At 74.0% G+C, this 15,597-nt stretch carries 16 protein-coding genes; 6 read left to right on the top strand and 10 right to left on the bottom strand.

Translation table 11 applies throughout. The features are described from left to right. Window positions 1–18 precede the first annotated feature (18 nt). The 8 genes from ACFV9Q_RS24115 to ACFV9Q_RS24080 all read right to left on the bottom strand — a co-directional run bounded on the left by ACFV9Q_RS24115 (window position 19) and on the right by ACFV9Q_RS24080 (window position 7,468). Window positions 19–879 (bottom strand): HAD family hydrolase, encoded by an 861-nt coding sequence (locus tag ACFV9Q_RS24115; protein ID WP_377236505.1) that lies wholly within the window; start codon window positions 877–879, stop codon window positions 19–21. Beyond that, on the bottom strand, window positions 876–2,141 hold the full coding sequence (locus ACFV9Q_RS24110; RefSeq protein ID WP_377236504.1) for a CPBP family intramembrane glutamic endopeptidase: 1,266 nt from the start codon (window positions 2,139–2,141) through the stop codon (window positions 876–878). The genes ACFV9Q_RS24115 and ACFV9Q_RS24110 overlap by 4 nt, the downstream gene beginning before the upstream one ends. Before the next feature lie 92 nt (window positions 2,142–2,233). Next, window positions 2,234–3,706: a glutamate--tRNA ligase gene (gene gltX / locus ACFV9Q_RS24105; RefSeq protein ID WP_377236503.1), complete on the bottom strand. Its 1,473-nt coding sequence runs from the start codon at window positions 3,704–3,706 to the stop codon at window positions 2,234–2,236. Then, window positions 3,703–4,155 carry a hypothetical protein gene (locus tag ACFV9Q_RS24100; protein ID WP_377236502.1) on the bottom strand — a complete coding sequence of 151 codons (453 nt, stop codon included), beginning with the start codon at window positions 4,153–4,155 and terminating at the stop codon, window positions 3,703–3,705. Before ACFV9Q_RS24100 ends, gltX begins: the two co-directional genes overlap by 4 nt. A gap of 121 nt (window positions 4,156–4,276) precedes the next feature. After that, a complete protein-coding gene (locus ACFV9Q_RS24095) occupies window positions 4,277–5,161 on the bottom strand; it encodes a GNAT family N-acetyltransferase (protein WP_377236501.1) in 885 nt (294 codons plus the stop codon). A gap of 7 nt (window positions 5,162–5,168) precedes the next feature. After that, on the bottom strand, window positions 5,169–5,798 hold the full coding sequence (locus ACFV9Q_RS24090) for an NUDIX hydrolase (protein WP_377236500.1): 630 nt from the start codon (window positions 5,796–5,798) through the stop codon (window positions 5,169–5,171). A gap of 1 nt (window position 5,799) precedes the next feature. Then, the gene (locus ACFV9Q_RS24085) at window positions 5,800–6,582 is read right to left on the bottom strand and encodes a fumarylacetoacetate hydrolase family protein (RefSeq protein ID WP_036971387.1); all 783 of its coding nucleotides are present in this window, start codon (window positions 6,580–6,582) and stop codon (window positions 5,800–5,802) included. Between the two features lie 70 nt (window positions 6,583–6,652). Beyond that, a complete protein-coding gene (locus ACFV9Q_RS24080) occupies window positions 6,653–7,468 on the bottom strand; it encodes a class I SAM-dependent methyltransferase (RefSeq protein ID WP_377236557.1) in 816 nt (271 codons plus the stop codon). A 392-nt stretch (window positions 7,469–7,860) separates the two neighbouring features. Between ACFV9Q_RS24080 and ACFV9Q_RS24075 the strand changes: the two genes are divergently transcribed. Further along, window positions 7,861–9,135, top strand: coding sequence for a heparan-alpha-glucosaminide N-acetyltransferase domain-containing protein (locus ACFV9Q_RS24075; protein ID WP_377236499.1), 1,275 nt, complete (start codon window positions 7,861–7,863; stop codon window positions 9,133–9,135). Between the two features lie 76 nt (window positions 9,136–9,211). On the opposite strand, the gene ACFV9Q_RS24070 is transcribed toward ACFV9Q_RS24075, so the two are convergent. Continuing rightward, window positions 9,212–10,099, bottom strand: coding sequence for a PhzF family phenazine biosynthesis protein (locus ACFV9Q_RS24070; RefSeq protein WP_377236498.1), 888 nt, complete (start codon window positions 10,097–10,099; stop codon window positions 9,212–9,214). A 62-nt stretch (window positions 10,100–10,161) separates the two neighbouring features. Further along, a complete protein-coding gene (locus ACFV9Q_RS24065; protein WP_377236497.1) occupies window positions 10,162–11,130 on the bottom strand; it encodes an aldo/keto reductase in 969 nt (322 codons plus the stop codon). Here ACFV9Q_RS24065 and ACFV9Q_RS24060 point away from each other — a divergent pair. The 5 genes from ACFV9Q_RS24060 to ACFV9Q_RS24040 all read left to right on the top strand — a co-directional run bounded on the left by ACFV9Q_RS24060 (window position 11,129) and on the right by ACFV9Q_RS24040 (window position 15,511). Beyond that, window positions 11,129–11,323, top strand: coding sequence for a hypothetical protein (locus ACFV9Q_RS24060; protein WP_377236496.1), 195 nt, complete (start codon window positions 11,129–11,131; stop codon window positions 11,321–11,323). The two genes, ACFV9Q_RS24065 and ACFV9Q_RS24060, sit on opposite strands and share 2 nt — an antisense overlap. Window positions 11,324–11,376: 53 nt before the next feature. Next, window positions 11,377–12,504: a 3-methyladenine DNA glycosylase gene (locus ACFV9Q_RS24055; RefSeq protein ID WP_377236556.1), complete on the top strand. Its 1,128-nt coding sequence runs from the start codon at window positions 11,377–11,379 to the stop codon at window positions 12,502–12,504. Window positions 12,505–12,671: 167 nt separating this feature from the next. Beyond that, on the top strand, window positions 12,672–13,280 hold the full coding sequence (locus ACFV9Q_RS24050) for a lytic polysaccharide monooxygenase auxiliary activity family 9 protein (RefSeq protein ID WP_377230574.1): 609 nt from the start codon (window positions 12,672–12,674) through the stop codon (window positions 13,278–13,280). A 479-nt stretch (window positions 13,281–13,759) separates the two neighbouring features. Next, complete coding sequence (locus tag ACFV9Q_RS24045) at window positions 13,760–14,443, top strand: lytic polysaccharide monooxygenase auxiliary activity family 9 protein (protein WP_377236495.1); 684 nt, start codon at window positions 13,760–13,762, stop codon at window positions 14,441–14,443. Between the two features lie 204 nt (window positions 14,444–14,647). Beyond that, a complete protein-coding gene (locus ACFV9Q_RS24040) occupies window positions 14,648–15,511 on the top strand; it encodes a phosphotransferase (protein ID WP_377236494.1) in 864 nt (287 codons plus the stop codon). The last annotated feature ends 86 nt before the right edge of the window (window positions 15,512–15,597 follow it).

Raw genomic sequence — 15,597 nt, 5'->3', positions numbered from 1 at the left:
CCGAACGCCCCCGGGGCGTCAGGCGAGGCCGCTCCCGTAGCCCAGTGCCGCCGGGAGCTCCGCCAGCGTCTCGATCACCACGACACCCGCCGCACGCAGCGCCTCCGGGTCCTGCGGGTCGCCCTGCAGGACCGCACGCTGCGCGGCATTGGGCTGGCCGGGCGCGGACGGCACGGCGCCGGCGATCGCGGCGTCGGACAGCCCTGCACCCGGCCCGGCGTGGCCGCCGTAGCCCGGACCCCGGCGGTGGCCCGCCCGGTCCAGCCAGACGCCCGTCAGGCCCGCCTCGTGGGCCGCCAGGGCGTCCACGGTGGGCTCGTCGCCCACGTAGGCGGTCCGGGACGGCTCGACGCCCAGCTTGCGGGCGCCCTCCGCGAACACGCGGGGGTCCGGCTTGCCGAAGCCCAGGGTGTCGACCCCGACGAGCACGGGCAGGTCACCCAGCCCGGCGACCTTCAGCTTCCGTTCCTGGAGCTCCGTGGCCGCGTTCGTCACCACGCCGACGCGGAGCCCCGCCGCGAGGGCTGCGTCGACGGCGGCCCGGGCGTCGTCGTGCGCGGTCCACGACCGCTCGAACGTGCCCCAGAACAGCGCGTCCCACGCCTCGAAGGACGTCTCCGTGACCGGCGCGGCGCCGAACGTCTCGTGCAGCAGCGCCGCCCGGTGCCGACGCTGCGTCACGTGGTCCATCTCGCCCCGCGTGTACCGGCTGTAGAAGCCGCCTGGGTCGGTGCGCCAGTGCGACAGGATCTCCGGGTCGCGCTCGGCCGGGACGTGCGGCAGGTGTTCCGCCCGCACGGCTTCCAGCGCCCGCGCGAAGGCGCCCTTGGTGTCGACGAGGGTGTCGTCGACGTCGAACAGGATGCCCTCGATCGTCATGCCGTCTCTCCCTGTGCTCGTTCGTGCTCTGCTCGTTCGTGCTCTGCTCGTTCGTGCTCTGCTCGTTCGTGCTCTGCCCGCTCGTACTCTGCCAGCCCCGTCACCGGGCTCACCACCGGCACGGGATCCGTCACCACCAGCGTCGGCCTGCGGCGCCGTGCCCACCAGAGCAGCACCGCGGTCGTGACCAGCGTGACACCGATGCTCACCGCCCCCTCGGACGGCGCCACCTCGGTGATCAGCAGCGAGTCCTGGAGCCCGTCGTAGGCGACCGCGAGGCCAAATGCCACGAGGTTGTTCGCCGCGTGCAGCGCGACGGCGACCTCCAGCCCGCCGGTACGCCACACGAGCAGGCTCGCGACCAGGCCGAACACCAGCCGGTCGGCGAACAGCCACGGGCTCTGCGTGCCGTGCGCCAGCGCGAACAGCAGGGCCGAGACCACGGCGGGCACCAGCACGGCGACCCACCGCCGGCGCAGCATGCTGCCCATCCACTGCGTCAGCCAGCCGCGGAAGAAGTACTCCTCGCCGGCCGCCTGCAGCGGCGTCGTCAGCAGGATCACGAGCACGAGCATGAGCCAGCCGGACGCCGGGGTGAGCGGCCACAGGCCGGCGTCGTCGGCGCCCGGTCCGCCCCCAGCCCCGGCGTCGGGCGCGCCGCCGAGCTGGGCCAGCAGGACGCTCGTGCCGATCGTGAGCGGCGCCAGGAGCAGCAGCGACATCCCGAGCCCGCCGAGCAGCAGGCGCCAGCGCACCCGCCCGAGCACGGAGGAGACCAGGCCGCCGCGCCGGGCCTGCGCCCAGGTCGCGAGGAGCGCGAGCGGGATGCCGAGCGCGAGGCCGAGGTTCGTCACGAGCAGGCCGGCCGGCGACACGAACCAGGCGTCGGTGACATTGGCCGGGTCCGGGAGCTGGGTGCCCAGCGCCTGCGCGACGATCCACACGAGGGCGTACAGCAGCATCGCCCCGAAGATCACGACCACGCCCACGGCGAGCGCGGCCAGCCCGACCAGTGGCCGCCACCAGCGGTGCCGCGGGCCCCGGAGGGCCTGCGGGTACACCCGCGGCCCGGGCGGCAGCACCTGCGGCGGCGGGGCCGGGTCCCAGGCCGACGACGGCGCCGCAACAGCCGACGCCGCAGCCCCCGGCAACGAGGACTGCGGCGTCGGCTGCGGCGTCGGCTGTGGTGCGGTCGGGCTCGGGGACGGTGCGGGCTGATCGGTCGTGGGCGGCACGGCGTCAGGAGTCATGGCGTCGGTCACGTCTGCCACGTTAGTCCAGAACGCCCAGGTCGAGGCTCCGGACGCCGAGGCGTCCGGATGCCAAGACCTCCAGCTGCCACGGCGTCCAGGTACTAGGACGCCACGTTCGCCGACGCCGTCTCCGCGAGGCGAGCCAGGGCGGCGTCGACCCGCGCGAGCGTGCGCTCCCGGCCCAGCAGCTCGAGCGACTCGAACAGCGGCAGCCCGATGCGGCGTCCGGTCACGGCGACGCGGACCGGGGCCTGCGCCTTGCCCAGCTTCATGCCGTGCTTCTCGCCCGCGACCGTGACCACGTCCTTGATCGGCTCGGCCGCCCAGGCCACGTCGGCCAGGGCCACCCGCACGTCGGCGAGGAGCTCGCCGGCACCGGCCTTCATGGCCTTGTTCCAGGAGTCCTCGTCGACGATCGGGGCGTCCAGGAACAGGAAGTCGACGTTCACCGTGATCTCGGACAGCAGGGCCACCCGGGACTGCGCGAGCGGCGCGACGGCGTCGAACACGTCCTGGTCGAACTGCTCCGGCGTCCACGGCGCGGCCGGGGCCACCAGCCACGGCGCGCACGCCGCGGTGAAGTCCTCGACGCTCAGGGCCCGGATGTACTCGCCGTTGAACGCCGTCAGCTTCTTGACGTCGAAGAACGCGGACGACGAGTTGACGTCCTCGACGCGGAACCGGCGCACCAGCTCGTCGAACGGGAGGATCTCCTCGTCGTTGCCCGGCGCCCAGCCCAGCAGCATCAGGTAGTTGACCATCGCGTCGGGCAGGATGCCCTCCGCGAGGTAGTCCTCCAGGGCCACCTTGTCGCGGCGCTTGGAGAGCTTCTGCCGCTTCTCGTTGACGATCACCGGCATGTGCGCCCACTGCGGCGGCGTCTGCCCCAGGGCCTCCCAGAGCAGCTGCTGCTTGGGCGTGTTGGGCAGGTGCTCCTCGGCGCGCATGACGAGGGTGATGTGCTCGTCGATGTCGTCCACCACGTTGGCCAGGAGGAACACCGGCGATCCGTTGCCGCGTGCGATGACGAAGTCCTCGAGGTTGGCGTTCGGGAACGTCGGGTTGCCGCGGATCAGGTCGACGACCCGCGTCTCCCCCTCGTCGGGCGTGCGGAAGCGCAGCGCGCGGCCCTCGGCGTACTCCAGCCCACGGTCGCGGCAGAAGCCGTCGTAGCCGGTCTGCTGGTTGCCGGTGCGCGCCGTCACGGCGTCACGCGTGCAGTCGCAGTAGTACGCCTTGCCCTCGGCGAACAGGCGCTGGGCGGCGTCCTTCTGGATGCCCGCGTTCTCGGACTGGAAGTACGGGCCCTCGAAGGCCGGGTCCTCCTTGCGGATGCCCAGCGCCTCCATGGCCGACAGGATGCCGTCCACCCACTCGGGCTGGTTCCGCGAGGCGTCGGTGTCCTCGATGCGCAGCACGAAGGTGCCGCCCTGCTGCTTCGCCACGGCCCAGTTGAAGAGCGCGGAGCGGGCGCCGCCCACGTGGAACATGCCGGTCGGGGACGGCGCGAAGCGGACGCGCACGGCCGCGCCGTCGGGCGCTGGCTGGGTCGGGGTGTCGGTCACGGAAGTCACGGGCCAAGCCTAGGCGCTGCGGGGCCCGACGGCGGCGCCTGCCGGGCCGCCCGGCCCCGCCAGCCGCGGATCAGGAGCGCGACCGCGTAGCCCGGCCACACCGGGATCGACGCGAAGGCGGGCGTCAGCACGAAGAGCAGGGGCCACCCCTCGTCGCCCTCCGGGAGCGACACGGCGACGGCGAAGTACGCGACCGCCAGGACGACCGTGGCCAGGACGAGGCCCACACCCAGCGACGCCCAGTCGTTGCGGACCTCCAGCCGCCGGAGCAGGGCGGCCGCGGCGACGATCGAACCGAGCGCGCCCGCCGTCACCACGAGCGCGCCCACGAGCCCGAACAGGACGCCGTCCCACGTGACGTCGCCGCTCGTCTGGAGGTACACGAGCACCACCGCGGTGATGCCGAACGCCACAGGGGTCAGTGCCAGGAATCGTCGTGCGGTCTCCACGGGGACCATGATGCGTGCCGGGCACCGCCGTGACCACGAATGTCGGCCGTGCGTGTCCCCGCCGCGAGGCGGGCGGTCGCGCCCGGTGCTCCCGGCGGGCCCGGCGCTCCCGGTGCCCCGGTCAGCGGGGTAGCCGCTTGACGTACCGCCGCGTCGCCACGGGTACGGGCCCCTCGGAGGTCTCCGCCCGGTAGTCCAGCGGGCCGGCGTCCGACCAGCCCGCACGCTCGTAGAACCGGCGCGCCCGCGTGTTGCCCGTCACGACGGCGAGCCAGGCCTCGGTGTGCCCTGCGGCCGCGATCCGGGCCTCGCCCGCGGACAGCAGGTCTGCCGCGATCCCGGAGCCCCGGTGGGCCGCCGCGACGAAGAGCTGCTCCACCTCCTCGCCCTTGACGGTCACGAATCCTGCGACGGCGTCCTGGCCGGGCCCGGCGTCCGCCGCGCCGCCAACCATCACCGCGCCGGCGTCCGTCGCGCCGGCGTCCGACGCCACTCCGCTGTCCGCCCCGCCACCGTCCGCCGGTGTGTCGAGGGCCACCGCCACCGTCGTCCCCGGGACCCGGGCCGCGGCGCGGGGGCCGAACGACTCCCGGGTGCGGACCGCCTCCAGCGCCGGCGGCACGAGGCCGCGGTGACCGTCGCCCCAGGCGGCGTGCCAGACGGCGGCGATCGCCGGGGCGTCCGCCGGTACGGCATGCCGGAGCTCGACGTGCCGCACGCGCAGCGGCGAGAGGAGGAACCGGTCCTCGTCGGGGAGCACAACGGGTTCGGTGCGCCACCCCGGCCCGGCGTATGCGGCGAGCGCAGCGGCGTCGCGCCAGCGGCTCACGTAGGTCAGCGTGTCCGGTGTTGGGCCGTCCGGAGCCGCGCTCCCCCGGCGGACGACGATCTCGTCGCTCACGAAGCCGTCCAGCGCCGCGAACCCGATAGTGCCCGCCTCGATGAACGCGCGGAACTCGTCGAGCAGCCCGGGCCGGACCCGGGCCGTGGAGCGCCTGATGATCATGCCTCGATCATGCTCCACGGGTCCGGGCGCGGGCCAGCATCACCAGCTCGGTCAGCTCGGGCTCGGGCAGCTCGTCGGCCGGCCACCAGCGCAGGTCCAGGGACTCGTCAGAGACCGCCGTCTCGGCGCCGGGGGCCGCGACGGCGACGAACCGCACGTCCAGGTGGTGCACCGGCCGGTCCGGGTCGCCGGTGCCCGGCCGGCAGAACGGCACGACGTGCTCGTCGAGGTGCACCGGGACGGCGTCGAGCACGAGGCCCGCGATCCCGGACTCCTCGCGCGCCTCCCGGGCGGCGGCGTCGGCCAGCGAGGCGTCCCCGGCCTCCAGGTGCCCGCCGAGCTGGAACCAGCGCCGCGCCTTGGCGTGCAGGGTGAGGAGCACCCGCGCGCCGTCGTGCGAGAGCACCAGGGTCGACGCCGTCAGGTGGTCCGGCACGGACTCCCGGAACACCCCGTCGTCGTGCGCCTCGAGGTGTGCCACGTACCGCACCCGGAGGCGCTCCTGCTCCGGCGTCGGCCCGGTCCAGGAGCGCAGGGTCGCCAGTGCGTCGCCGTGCAGCGCGGTGCCGTGCTGAGTTCCTGGCTGAGTTCCTGGCTGAGTTCCCGGCAGCGTTCCCGGCTGAGTCTCGCTGCTCACCTCAGCGGCGCCGCAGCACCGGGTTGGCCAGGACGCCCACGCCCTCGACCTCGACCTCGACGCGGTCGCCCTGGTCGATCCGGCCCACGCCGGCGGGGGTGCCGGTGAGGATCACGTCGCCGGGCAGCAGGGTCATGGCCTCGGAGATGTACGAGACGAGGAACGGCACGTCGAACACCATGTCGCGGGTGCGGCCGTCCTGGCGCGGCTCGCCGTTGACGCGCGAGCGCACGGCGACGTCCTCCGGGTTCAGGTCGGTGTCGATCCACGGGCCGAGCGGGCACGAGGTGTCGAAGCCCTTGGCGCGGGCCCACTGCCCGTCGGTGCGCTGGGCGTCGCGCGCGGTCACGTCGTTCGCGACGGTGTACCCGAGGATGTACGACGGCGCGTTCTCCGGCGTGACGTCCTTGCAGACCTTGGAGATCACCACGGCCAGCTCGGCCTCGTAGGAGACCTCCTGCGTGAAGTCCGGCAGCACGATCGGGTCGTCCGGGCCGACCACCGCCGTGTTTGGCTTGAAGAACAGCAGCGGCGTGGTCGGGACGTCGCCGCCCATCTCCTTGGCGTGGTCGGCGTAGTTCTTGCCCACGCACACGATCTTGGAGCGCGGGATCACCGGGGCGAGCAGCCGGACGCCGTCGCCCAGCTCGATGCGCTCGCCGGTCGGCATGGCCGGCATGTAGAGGGGGTCGCCGCCCAGCACGGCGAGGAAGGTCTTGTCGCCCTCCTGCTGCACGAGGGCGAAGCGGGGGTCGTCTCCGGTGGTAAATCTCGCGATACGCACGGGCTCAGCGTAAGCCGCGCCGCGGCCCCCGAGTCTCCTAGGAGCTGCCCGGGGGTCCGCCTCGTCCGGCTCAGGCGCGCGCCAGGACCTCGCCGTTGAGCACCGCGAACCAGCCGTCCGGGGCCGCGGCCCACTCGCGCCAGCCCTGGGCGAGCTGTTCGAGGGCCACGTCGTCCGCGAGCGCCGAGTCCTTGGCCTGCACGGCGAAGTTGGACTCGGTGCAGCGCTCGGCCCACAGCCCGCCCCACCAGGTGCGGTCGTCGGGGGTGGCGTAGCACCAGACGCTCGCTCCGGGCTCGATCGTGGCGGGGTCGAAGCCGGCGTCGCGCACCCAGGAGGCGAGGCGGCGCCCGGCGTCGGGCTCGAAGCCGTAGGTGTGCGTGACCTCGTGGTACAGCATGTTCCACTCGGTGAGCTCCGCGGACTCCGGGTACCAGGTCATGGCCTCGTAGTCGGCGTCGCGCACCGCGACGAACCCGCCCGGCTTGGCCACGCGGCGCATCTCGCGCAGGGCCGCGACCGGGTCGGAGAGGTGCTGCAGGAGCTGGTGGGCGAAGACGACGTCGAACGAGTCGTCCTCGAAGGGCAGCTCGTAGGCGTTGGCGTGCTCGAAGGTGATGTTCTTGGTGCCGTGCGCGTCGGCGAGGCCACGGGCGGACTCCAGCACGTCGTCGGAGGCGTCGACGCCCACGACGCTGCCCTGCGTGAGCCGCTCGGCGAAGTCGACGGTGACGGTGCCCGGGCCGCAGCCGACGTCGAGCAGCGTCATGTCGGAGAGCAGGTGCGGCAGCAGGAACGCGGCGGAGTTGGCCGCCGTCCGGCGCCGGTGCGAACGCAGCACGGACTTGTGGTGCCCGTGCGTGTAGGACTCGGACTCCTTGCTCAGGTCCGTGCCCGCGCCCGGGTTGTCGGGGCTTTCGGGTCCGTCGGGGCTCTCCGCGCCGCGGGTCAGGCTCGTGAGGCTGCTGGGGGCGTCGACCGCGTCGATGGGGTCGGTGCCCGCGGGCGTCGTCCGGTCCCGGGCGGGGCCGCCGCCGCCCTCGTTCGCGGGATCGCTGAACCTGCCGCCGAACCGGTTGCCGAGCTCGTGGCTGGGCGTGGGGACGGACGGGTCGATGCGGGCCGAGTCGTGCTCGTTGGCGCTGCCGGTCATGGCCGCACTGTATGTGCGCCGTGCCACGCTGCACATCCGCGTTCTCATCCTTCGGGACGGTTGTCCAGCCGATCACCCGGCGTGGCCCGCGCGCGCCGCTCTGCGCGACGCGCAAGGATGCGCGCATGTCCACGCTCGCCCAGCCGTCCGCCCGCGTGCGGAACACCCTCCGCGACAACCTGCTCGGTGGCCCGGGCCGCGTGCTCGGCGCCGACATCGCGCGGGGTGTCGCGGTGCTCGGCATGTTCACGGCGCACGTGGGCGTCACCTCGGACGACCTCGGCACGTTCGAGGGCTGGCTGAGCCTCGCGCACGGGCGGTCGTCGATCCTGTTCGCGACGGTCGCCGGCCTGTCCCTGGCCCTGGTCACGGGCGGCTCGACGCCGTTCACCGGCGAGCGGATGCGCACGGCGCGCGCCCGGATCCTCGTGCGCGTGGTGCTGCTCCTGGCCCTGGTCGCGGTGCTCGACCTGTTCGGCACGCGTGTGCTGCTCATCCTGGGCTTCTACGCCGCCTACTTCGTGCTGGCGCTGCCGTTCCTGCGCGTGCCGCCAGGCCGGCTGGCGGCGATCGCGGTGCTGGTCGCCGTGGTCGGGCCGGTCCTCGTCTACTACGGCCCCGAGGCGCTGGCCCGCGCCGGGCTGCGAGCGCCGCACGACGGTTCCGGCGCGGCCACCGACTTCCTCCTCACGGGGCACTACCCCGCGCTGGTCTGGATGGCGTACGTGCTCGCCGGGCTCGCGCTGGGCCGCTGCGACCTGCGGTCGCCCACGGTGCACCTGGGCCTCGTGGCGGGCGGGTTCGGCGTCGCCGCGCTGACGGCGGTCGCCTCCGCGGTCCTGGTGGCCGACGCCGGGGGGCTGGCCGCCGTCGAGGGGCAGCTCGCCGTGACGTCGTCGGACAGCGTGGTGCCGCCGCCCGCCTGGTCGGACCCCTGGCCACCGGTGTCCGGGCTGTACCTGGAGGGGCCGCACGACGACACGATGTTCGAGGCGCTCGGCTCCGGCGGCTTCGCGCTCGGTGTGCTCGGGCTGTGCCTGCTGCTCGGCGGGGTGGCGCGGGACGGCTGGTCGGCGGCGGACGGCGGGGCAGCCGGTGTTGTGGCGCGGGACGGCGCGCAGCCCGGCGGCGTCCTGCGGGCCGCGCGCGCCGTCGTGCTGGCGCTCGTGACGCCGCTGGCCGCCGTCGGCGCGCTGGCCCTGACCGTCTACTCCCTGCAGATCGTCACCATCTGGTGGTGGACCCGCACCTACTGGGACCTCCTCGACCCCGCGACCAACACGCCGCTGGGCTGGATGGTGCTCGTCACCCTCGTCGTGGCGACGCTGTGGCGGGCCCTGCTGGGCCGGGGCCCGCTGGAGCGCCTGTTCGGCTGGGTCGCCCGGAAGGCGTTCCCGTAGCGCCCGGACCGGGCGGCCGGTCCGGGCGGCCGGTCCGGGCGGCCGGTCCGGGCAGCAAGTCCGGGCGGCCCGTCGGCTAGAGCGTCACCTCGCCGACGATCGTCGTGAACGTGTCGCCGCCCACCCACACCTCGCCGTCGGGCAGCTTCTGGACGTGGACGCGACCGGCGCGCCCCAGCGCCGTCCCCTGCGACGCGACGTACGACGACGGCAGCACGTCGCCGGCGAGCCACTGCCCCAGGCCGGCGTTGAGGCTGCCCGTCACCGGGTCCTCCCCCACGCCGATGGACGGGACGAACGCGCGCACCTCGACTGCGGGCTCGTCGGCGCCGCTGCTGGTCCCGTTCCCGGCCCCGTGGCCGGTCGGGTACTCGCCGACCACGCCCAGCTTCAGGTCACCCATCGCCACGAGATCCGGCTCCAGGCCGAGCACAACGTCGGCGTCGCGGAGCTGGACCGCGACCCAGCCCGGACCGTTGTCGACCCAGGCCGAGCGGACGACGTCGGACACCTCCAGGCGCAGCGAGCGCGCGATCTGCTCAACGTCGGCGGCGTCGACGGCGCCCGACCGGCTCAGGGGCGGACCGGCGAAGGCGAGGCGCTGCCCCGCGCCCGTGTCCTCACGCCGCACCCTGACCAGGCCCACGCCGCACTCCTGGACCACGTCCTGCCCGCGGGGCACGCCGCCCGCCTCCAGCCAGGCGTGCGCTGTGCCGAGCGTCGGGTGCCCGGCGAACGGCAGCTCGCCGCCCGGCGTCCAGATCCGCACGCGGTAGTCGGCGCCGGCGGCGTGCCCGGCCTCGGTCGGGTCGAGCAGGAACGTGGTCTCCGAGAGGTTGGTCCAGCGGGCGAAGGCGGCCAGCTGCTCGTCGGTGAGGCCGTCGGCCCCGTGCACGACGGCGACGGGGTTGCCGCCCGTCGGGGTAGCGGAGAAGACGTTGACCTGGCGGAACGGATGACTCATGGCACCACGCTACCCAGCCGGGGCCGCCGGGCGAGCCACGTCCCAGGCACGTCTCAGGCACGTCAGGCGGGGAAGATCTGGTCCAGCTCGGCGAGGTCGTCGGCCGTCGGGGTCCACGTCCAGGCCTGGGCGTTGCCGCGCACCTGCTCGGGCCGGGTGGCGCCCGCGATCACCGACGACACCTCGGGCCGGGACAGCAGCCACGAGAAGGCGACGACGGTCTCCGTCACGTCCCGCTCCCGGCAGAACGCCGCGAACCGGTCCAGGGCCGCCCACGGCGCGGTCTCCAGGAGCTGGGGCTTGGTCGTGACCAGGCGTGAGCCGTCGGGCCGGGCGCCGCCCGCGTACTTGCCCGTGAGCAGGCCGTTCTCGAGCGGGTGGTAGGGCAGGACGCCGATGCCGTACTCCTTCGCGGCGGGCAGCACCTCCCGCTCCAGTCCGCGGGCCAGCAGGGAGTACTTGTTCTGCGCGGAGACGAAGCGGGTGCTCCCGCCGCCCAGAGCGCGGGCCACGTGCTCGGCGTCGGCCACCTGCCAGCCGCGGAAGTTCGAGTGGCCCACGTAACGGACCTTGCCCGAGCGCACCAGGTCGTCCAGCGCGGCGAGCGTCTCGTCGACCGGGGTCGCCGGGTCGGGCGCGTGCAGCTGGTAGAGGTCGATCCAGTCCGTGCCGAGCCGGCGCAGCGACGCCTCGGCCGCCCGCACGATGTACCGGCGCGACCCTCGTGCCCCGAAGTCCTGGCCGTTCGCGCCGTGCACGTCGAGCCCGAACTTCGTGGCGATCAGCACGTCGTCGCGGCGCCCCTTGAGCGCGGCGCCGAGGAGCTCCTCGGACAGGCCGGGCCGGCCGCCGTAGGCGTCCGCGGTGTCGAAGAAGGTCACGCCCGCGTCGACCGCGGCGTCGACCAGGGCCGTGGCCCCCTCCGCGGTCTCGGTGACGGTGCCGGGGCGGCCGAGGTTGTTGCACCCCAGGCCGACGACGGGAACGGACAGGCCGGAGCGCCCGAGGCGGCGCAGAGGGAGGTCGGACATGATCGCACCCTATGCGCCGGGCGGTGCACGACCGGTGCTGGGCCGTGCCGGGCCGGGGCCGGGGCCGAGCCGGGGCGGGGCCGGGCCGGCCGGGGCCGAGGCGGTGCTGGGCCGGTGCCGCGACGTCCGGGCCGCCGGTCGTTCCGCGGCCCGCCCGGGTGGGCGTCACCGCAGCCGTACCCTGGAGCGGTGACGACAGCCCTCGACGAGCCGACCGCGCCCGGTGCGCGCGGCGCCGTCGTACCCCTGGCCGGGGTGGACGGGGCACTGCCTCCCGAGGTGTGGCTGCCTCTCGCCGCCGCCCACGCCGAGCGCGCAGACGCGCTCACCGCGGTCTGGCGCGCCGCCCGCGCGGCCGGGCGCAAGCACGCGATCGAGGACTTCCTGTTCACGTACTACCCCACGCGCATCGCGCACCTGCGGCGGTGGCACCCGGGAGCGGGCGTCGCCCTTGCGCTGCCCGACGGCGGGACTCTCACGTCCGACGGCGAGGGTCTCACGTCGCCTGACGGGGGTGGCGCGGCCGACCCGACGGCGTCCGGGAACCCGGGAGGCGCCGGGCGTCCGGCAACCGGAACCGACGCGCCCGACCCGGAGGACCGCACCGCGTGGCGGTGGCACCGGACGGACCGGGCGGACGGCGTCGCCCCGAACAGCGGGCCGCGGGATGTCGTCACGCTCGACCGCGAGGCATTCCTCGCCGACCGCGGCGACACCGTGCGGTACGTCCGCGAGCTGCTGACGGCGACGGCGTCGCGGCCGGGCACGTTCGGCTGCTTCGGGCTGCACGAGTGGGCCATGGTCTACCGCAACCGTGAGGCGGGCCGCGACCAGCGGCACCCGCTGCCGCTCCGGCTCGGGCACGAGGGCACTGACGCCGTGGTCGAGGCCAACCCCGTGCGCTGCTCGCACTTCGACGCGTTCCGGTTCTTCACGCCGGAGGCGACGTCGCGCAACCAGCTCCGGCCGACGCGCGCCGCCCAGGTCGGCATGGAGCAGCCGGGCTGCCTGCACGCCAACATGGACCTCTACAAGTGGTGCCTCAAGCTCGGCCCGGCGGTGCCCGGCGACCTGCTGCTCGACGCGTTCGAGCTGGCCCGTGACATCCGCTGGACCGACATGGCGGCGTCCCCGTACGACGTCTCGGAGTACGGCGTCGCGGCCGTCCGGATCGAGACGCCCGACGGCAAGGCCGAGTACGTGCGGCGGCAGCGCGACTTCGCGCGCCGGTCCGGCGCGCTCCGGCAGCGGCTGCTCCGGGTCTGCGACGCGGTGCTCGACACGGAGTTCGCCACGGAGTTCGCCACGGGCGTCGACACGGCGCCCGACACGGCGCTCGACCCGATGCTCGACACGGTGCTCGACACGCCGTAACCGGCGCCGATCCGGGCTTTTCGGGCCCGCACGCGTACGTGTTTGCCCTACTTGTCGGCGGGCCCTCCCCCTTCTTAGCGTCATGCCTGTCGCACCCCAGCACTCAGGAGCACCCCAGGCAACTCCCAACTTCGCAGTTCCCACCGACAGAACACGAGGTGAGCCCCATGAGAGTCACCGCACCGCAGACACCCGTCGTCAGAGTCCTGCTCGGCGTCCTCGCCGTCCTGGCCCTGGCCCTGACGGCGCTGGTCGCCACACCGAACGCCCTGACCCCCCGGGCCGAGGCCCACGGCTGGGTCGTCTCGCCGCCGAGCCGGCAGGACCACTGCGCCAAGCGGACCGTGAGCTGGTCCTGCAACGGCGTCGAATGGGAGCCGCAGAGCGTGGAGGCACCGAAGGGGTCGAAGCTCTGTTCGGGCGGCAGCCGCTTCACCACGCTGGACAACAGCTCCCTGGCCTGGCCCCGCACCGGCATCAGCAGCACGCACACCTTCCGGTGGACGCTGACGGCCTTCCACCGGACGGCGAGCTGGGAGTACTTCGTGGACGGCCAGCTCTTCAAGACGGTGAACGACAACGGGGCCACACCGCCCGCGACGGTCACGCACACCCTCACGGGCCTGCCGAGCGGCAACCACACGATCCTCGCCCGCTGGAACGTGTACGACACCGCGATGGCGTTCTACGCCTGCATGGACGTCAACATCGGGGGTGGCAGCCCGAGCGCCGGTCAGACGGCGGTCGACGGGCGCCTGCTGGCCGCCCAGATCTGACCACCCGCCAGGAACAGCCGCCAGGAACAGCCGCCAGGAACGGCCGCCAGAATCGACGGCCGGAAACGACTGCTCGAAACCACGGCTGGAAACGACGGCTGGAACGGCCGGTCTCCCCACGACGGGAGGCCGGCCGTTCGCCGGTTCATGACCGCCGACCGACTGACTGACTCGCCCCGCGCACTCCGCCGAGTCAGTTGGCTGGTCGGACCAACCCGCTGACTCGGCGAGCGCGGCGCGGCGAGTCAGGTGGGCGGTCGTGATCTCGTGCGTGAGGGCCCGTTGAGGCACCGTTTTTACCCAGCCGCGGCGAAAATACGGGGAACCGCGTACGAATTCACCCTCATTGTCAGCAAAGCTTCCATTTCCTAAGTTCGATGCCTATCCAGGAAATTTCACCCGCTCGACCCGGACGCGGCCCGTCTACCCCAAGGCGTCGCCCGGGCCAAGAATCCGCTCGTTCGACGGAAGGCATCACCGTGAACCGTGCACGAACCGCCAGCCCGCACACCCGACTCCTGCTCTCCGCGCTCGCCGCCCTGGCACTCGCGGCGGCCTTCCTCACCGCCGCCCCGGGCGCACTGCTGCCGCAGGCACAGGCCCACGGCTGGATCACCAGCCCGCCGAGCCGCGCGGACCACTGCGCCTCAGGCACCGTGAGCTTCGACTGCGGCGGTCTCCAGTACGAGCCGCAGAGCGTCGAGGCGCCGAAGGGCTCCACCCAGTGCTCGGGCGGCAGCGGCTTCACCGTGGTCGACGACGACTCGCTGCCCTGGCCGCGCACCACCATCGGCGGCGACACCACGTTCCGCTGGCAGATCACGGCCCGGCACTCGACGTCCACCTGGGAGTACTTCGTGGACGGCCAGCTCTTCAAGACCGTGGACGACGGCGGCGCCCAGCCCGGCGCGACCGTCGAGCACACGCTGAGCGGCCTGCCGGCCGGCGACCACACCATCCTGGCCCGCTGGAACATCGCGGACACCGTGAACGCGTTCTACCAGTGCGTCGACGTCACCGTGACCGGCGCCGCGGCGGCCGACGCCGCTGCCGACGCCGGTGCGACCGACTCCGGTGCCGCCGACGTCAGCGCGGGCGGCACCAGCGCGGGCGCGCAGGTACCGGCCGCCCTGGGCACGCGCGGGGCACTGACCGCCGTCTGACACCCACGGACCACCCGGGGCCGGGTGCCCGACGCCGATCAGCGCGCCGGGCAACCGGCCCCGTCGTGTCACCCAGCACCCCGAGTCACCCCGTACGCCATGTCACCCAGCACGCCATGTCACCCAGCACCCCGTGTCACCCAGTACCCCGCGGCATCACAAACCGGGCGCCATTTTTCACCCGCTCTATGGGAGGATGGTGTCGTGTCGAGCACAGTGGTCGGCATCAGTCCGACACCCGTCGAGGTACCGCCCGTCATGCACGACCTGGCCGGACGTCTGCGGCCGGCCGTGACGGTCGTTCCCGTGTGGCGCAACGAGTACGGCGGTTTCACCGCCCGGCTCGAGGACCGGCGGGCACCCGGCCCGGCGTCGGACACCGCGGGGCGGAGCGCCTACCTCAAATGGGTCCCTCGTTCCTCTACCTGCCCCGACCCGTTCGCCGAGGCGGACCGGCTGACCTGGGCCGGATCGTTCACGGCGGTGCCCCGCGTGCTCGCCGTGGGACGCGACCCGCGCGGGTCCTGGCTGCTGACCGAGACCGTCGAGGTGAACGGCACGCTCGCGACGTCCGCCGTCGAACCTCGCTGGCGCGCCCTCGCGAAACGCTCGGCGATCGCGGTCGGCCTGGGCCTGCGGCGGTTCCACGACACGCTCCCCACCGACACCTGCCCGTTCGTCCGCACGGCCCAGCTGCGCGTCGCCGCCCTCCCGACCGACACGGCGGCCCGTGCGTCGATCACGACGACGCTGGGCGACCCGCCGCCGGTGGACCGGCTCGTCGTGTGCCACGGCGACGCGACCGTGCCGAACACGCTGCTCGACCGCGCCGGCCGGTTCGCGGCCCACGTGGACGTCGGCGACCTGGGCGTGGCCGACCGCTGGTCCGACATCGCGGTCACCACGCGGAGCGTCACCCGCCGCTACGGCCCCGGGCTGGAGCCGCTGGTCCTGGCCGCCTACGGCGTGGCGCCCGACCCCGAGCGCACCCGCTACTACCGGGCCCTCTGGGACGCCGAGGAGGCGCTCCGGGTGCGGCGCGTCGGTCAGCAGGCCGGCCCGCGCTGACCCGACCGGCGAGATCACGACCGAGATCACGACCGGCCAGATCCCGACCGGCCAGATCCCGACCGGCGACGTCACGACCGGCCAGA

The sequence above is a fragment of the Promicromonospora sp. NPDC059942 genome, from assembly GCF_042731755.1.
Lineage (GTDB): Bacteria > Actinomycetota > Actinomycetes > Actinomycetales > Cellulomonadaceae > Promicromonospora.
The sequence above is the reverse complement of the archived record's forward strand: the minus strand, read 5'-3'. Positions and strand labels throughout refer to the sequence as shown.

What these genes read in the sequence shown, in the direction of transcription:
- ACFV9Q_RS24115 (WP_377236505.1), bottom strand. Translation starts at nt 879, where the DNA reads ATGACGATCGAGGGCATCCTGTTCGACGTCGACGACACCCTCGTCGAC.
- ACFV9Q_RS24095 (WP_377236501.1), bottom strand. Translation starts at nt 5,161, where the DNA reads ATGATCATCAGGCGCTCCACGGCCCGGGTCCGGCCCGGGCTGCTCGAC.
- ACFV9Q_RS24050 (WP_377230574.1), top strand. Translation starts at nt 12,672, where the DNA reads ATGAGAGTCACCGCACCGCAGACACCCGTCGTCAGAGTCCTGCTCGGC.
- ACFV9Q_RS24065 (WP_377236497.1), bottom strand. Translation starts at nt 11,130, where the DNA reads ATGTCCGACCTCCCTCTGCGCCGCCTCGGGCGCTCCGGCCTGTCCGTT.
- ACFV9Q_RS24070 (WP_377236498.1), bottom strand. Translation starts at nt 10,099, where the DNA reads ATGAGTCATCCGTTCCGCCAGGTCAACGTCTTCTCCGCTACCCCGACG.
- ACFV9Q_RS24060 (WP_377236496.1), top strand. Translation starts at nt 11,129, where the DNA reads ATGATCGCACCCTATGCGCCGGGCGGTGCACGACCGGTGCTGGGCCGT.
- ACFV9Q_RS24075 (WP_377236499.1), top strand. Translation starts at nt 7,861, where the DNA reads ATGTCCACGCTCGCCCAGCCGTCCGCCCGCGTGCGGAACACCCTCCGC.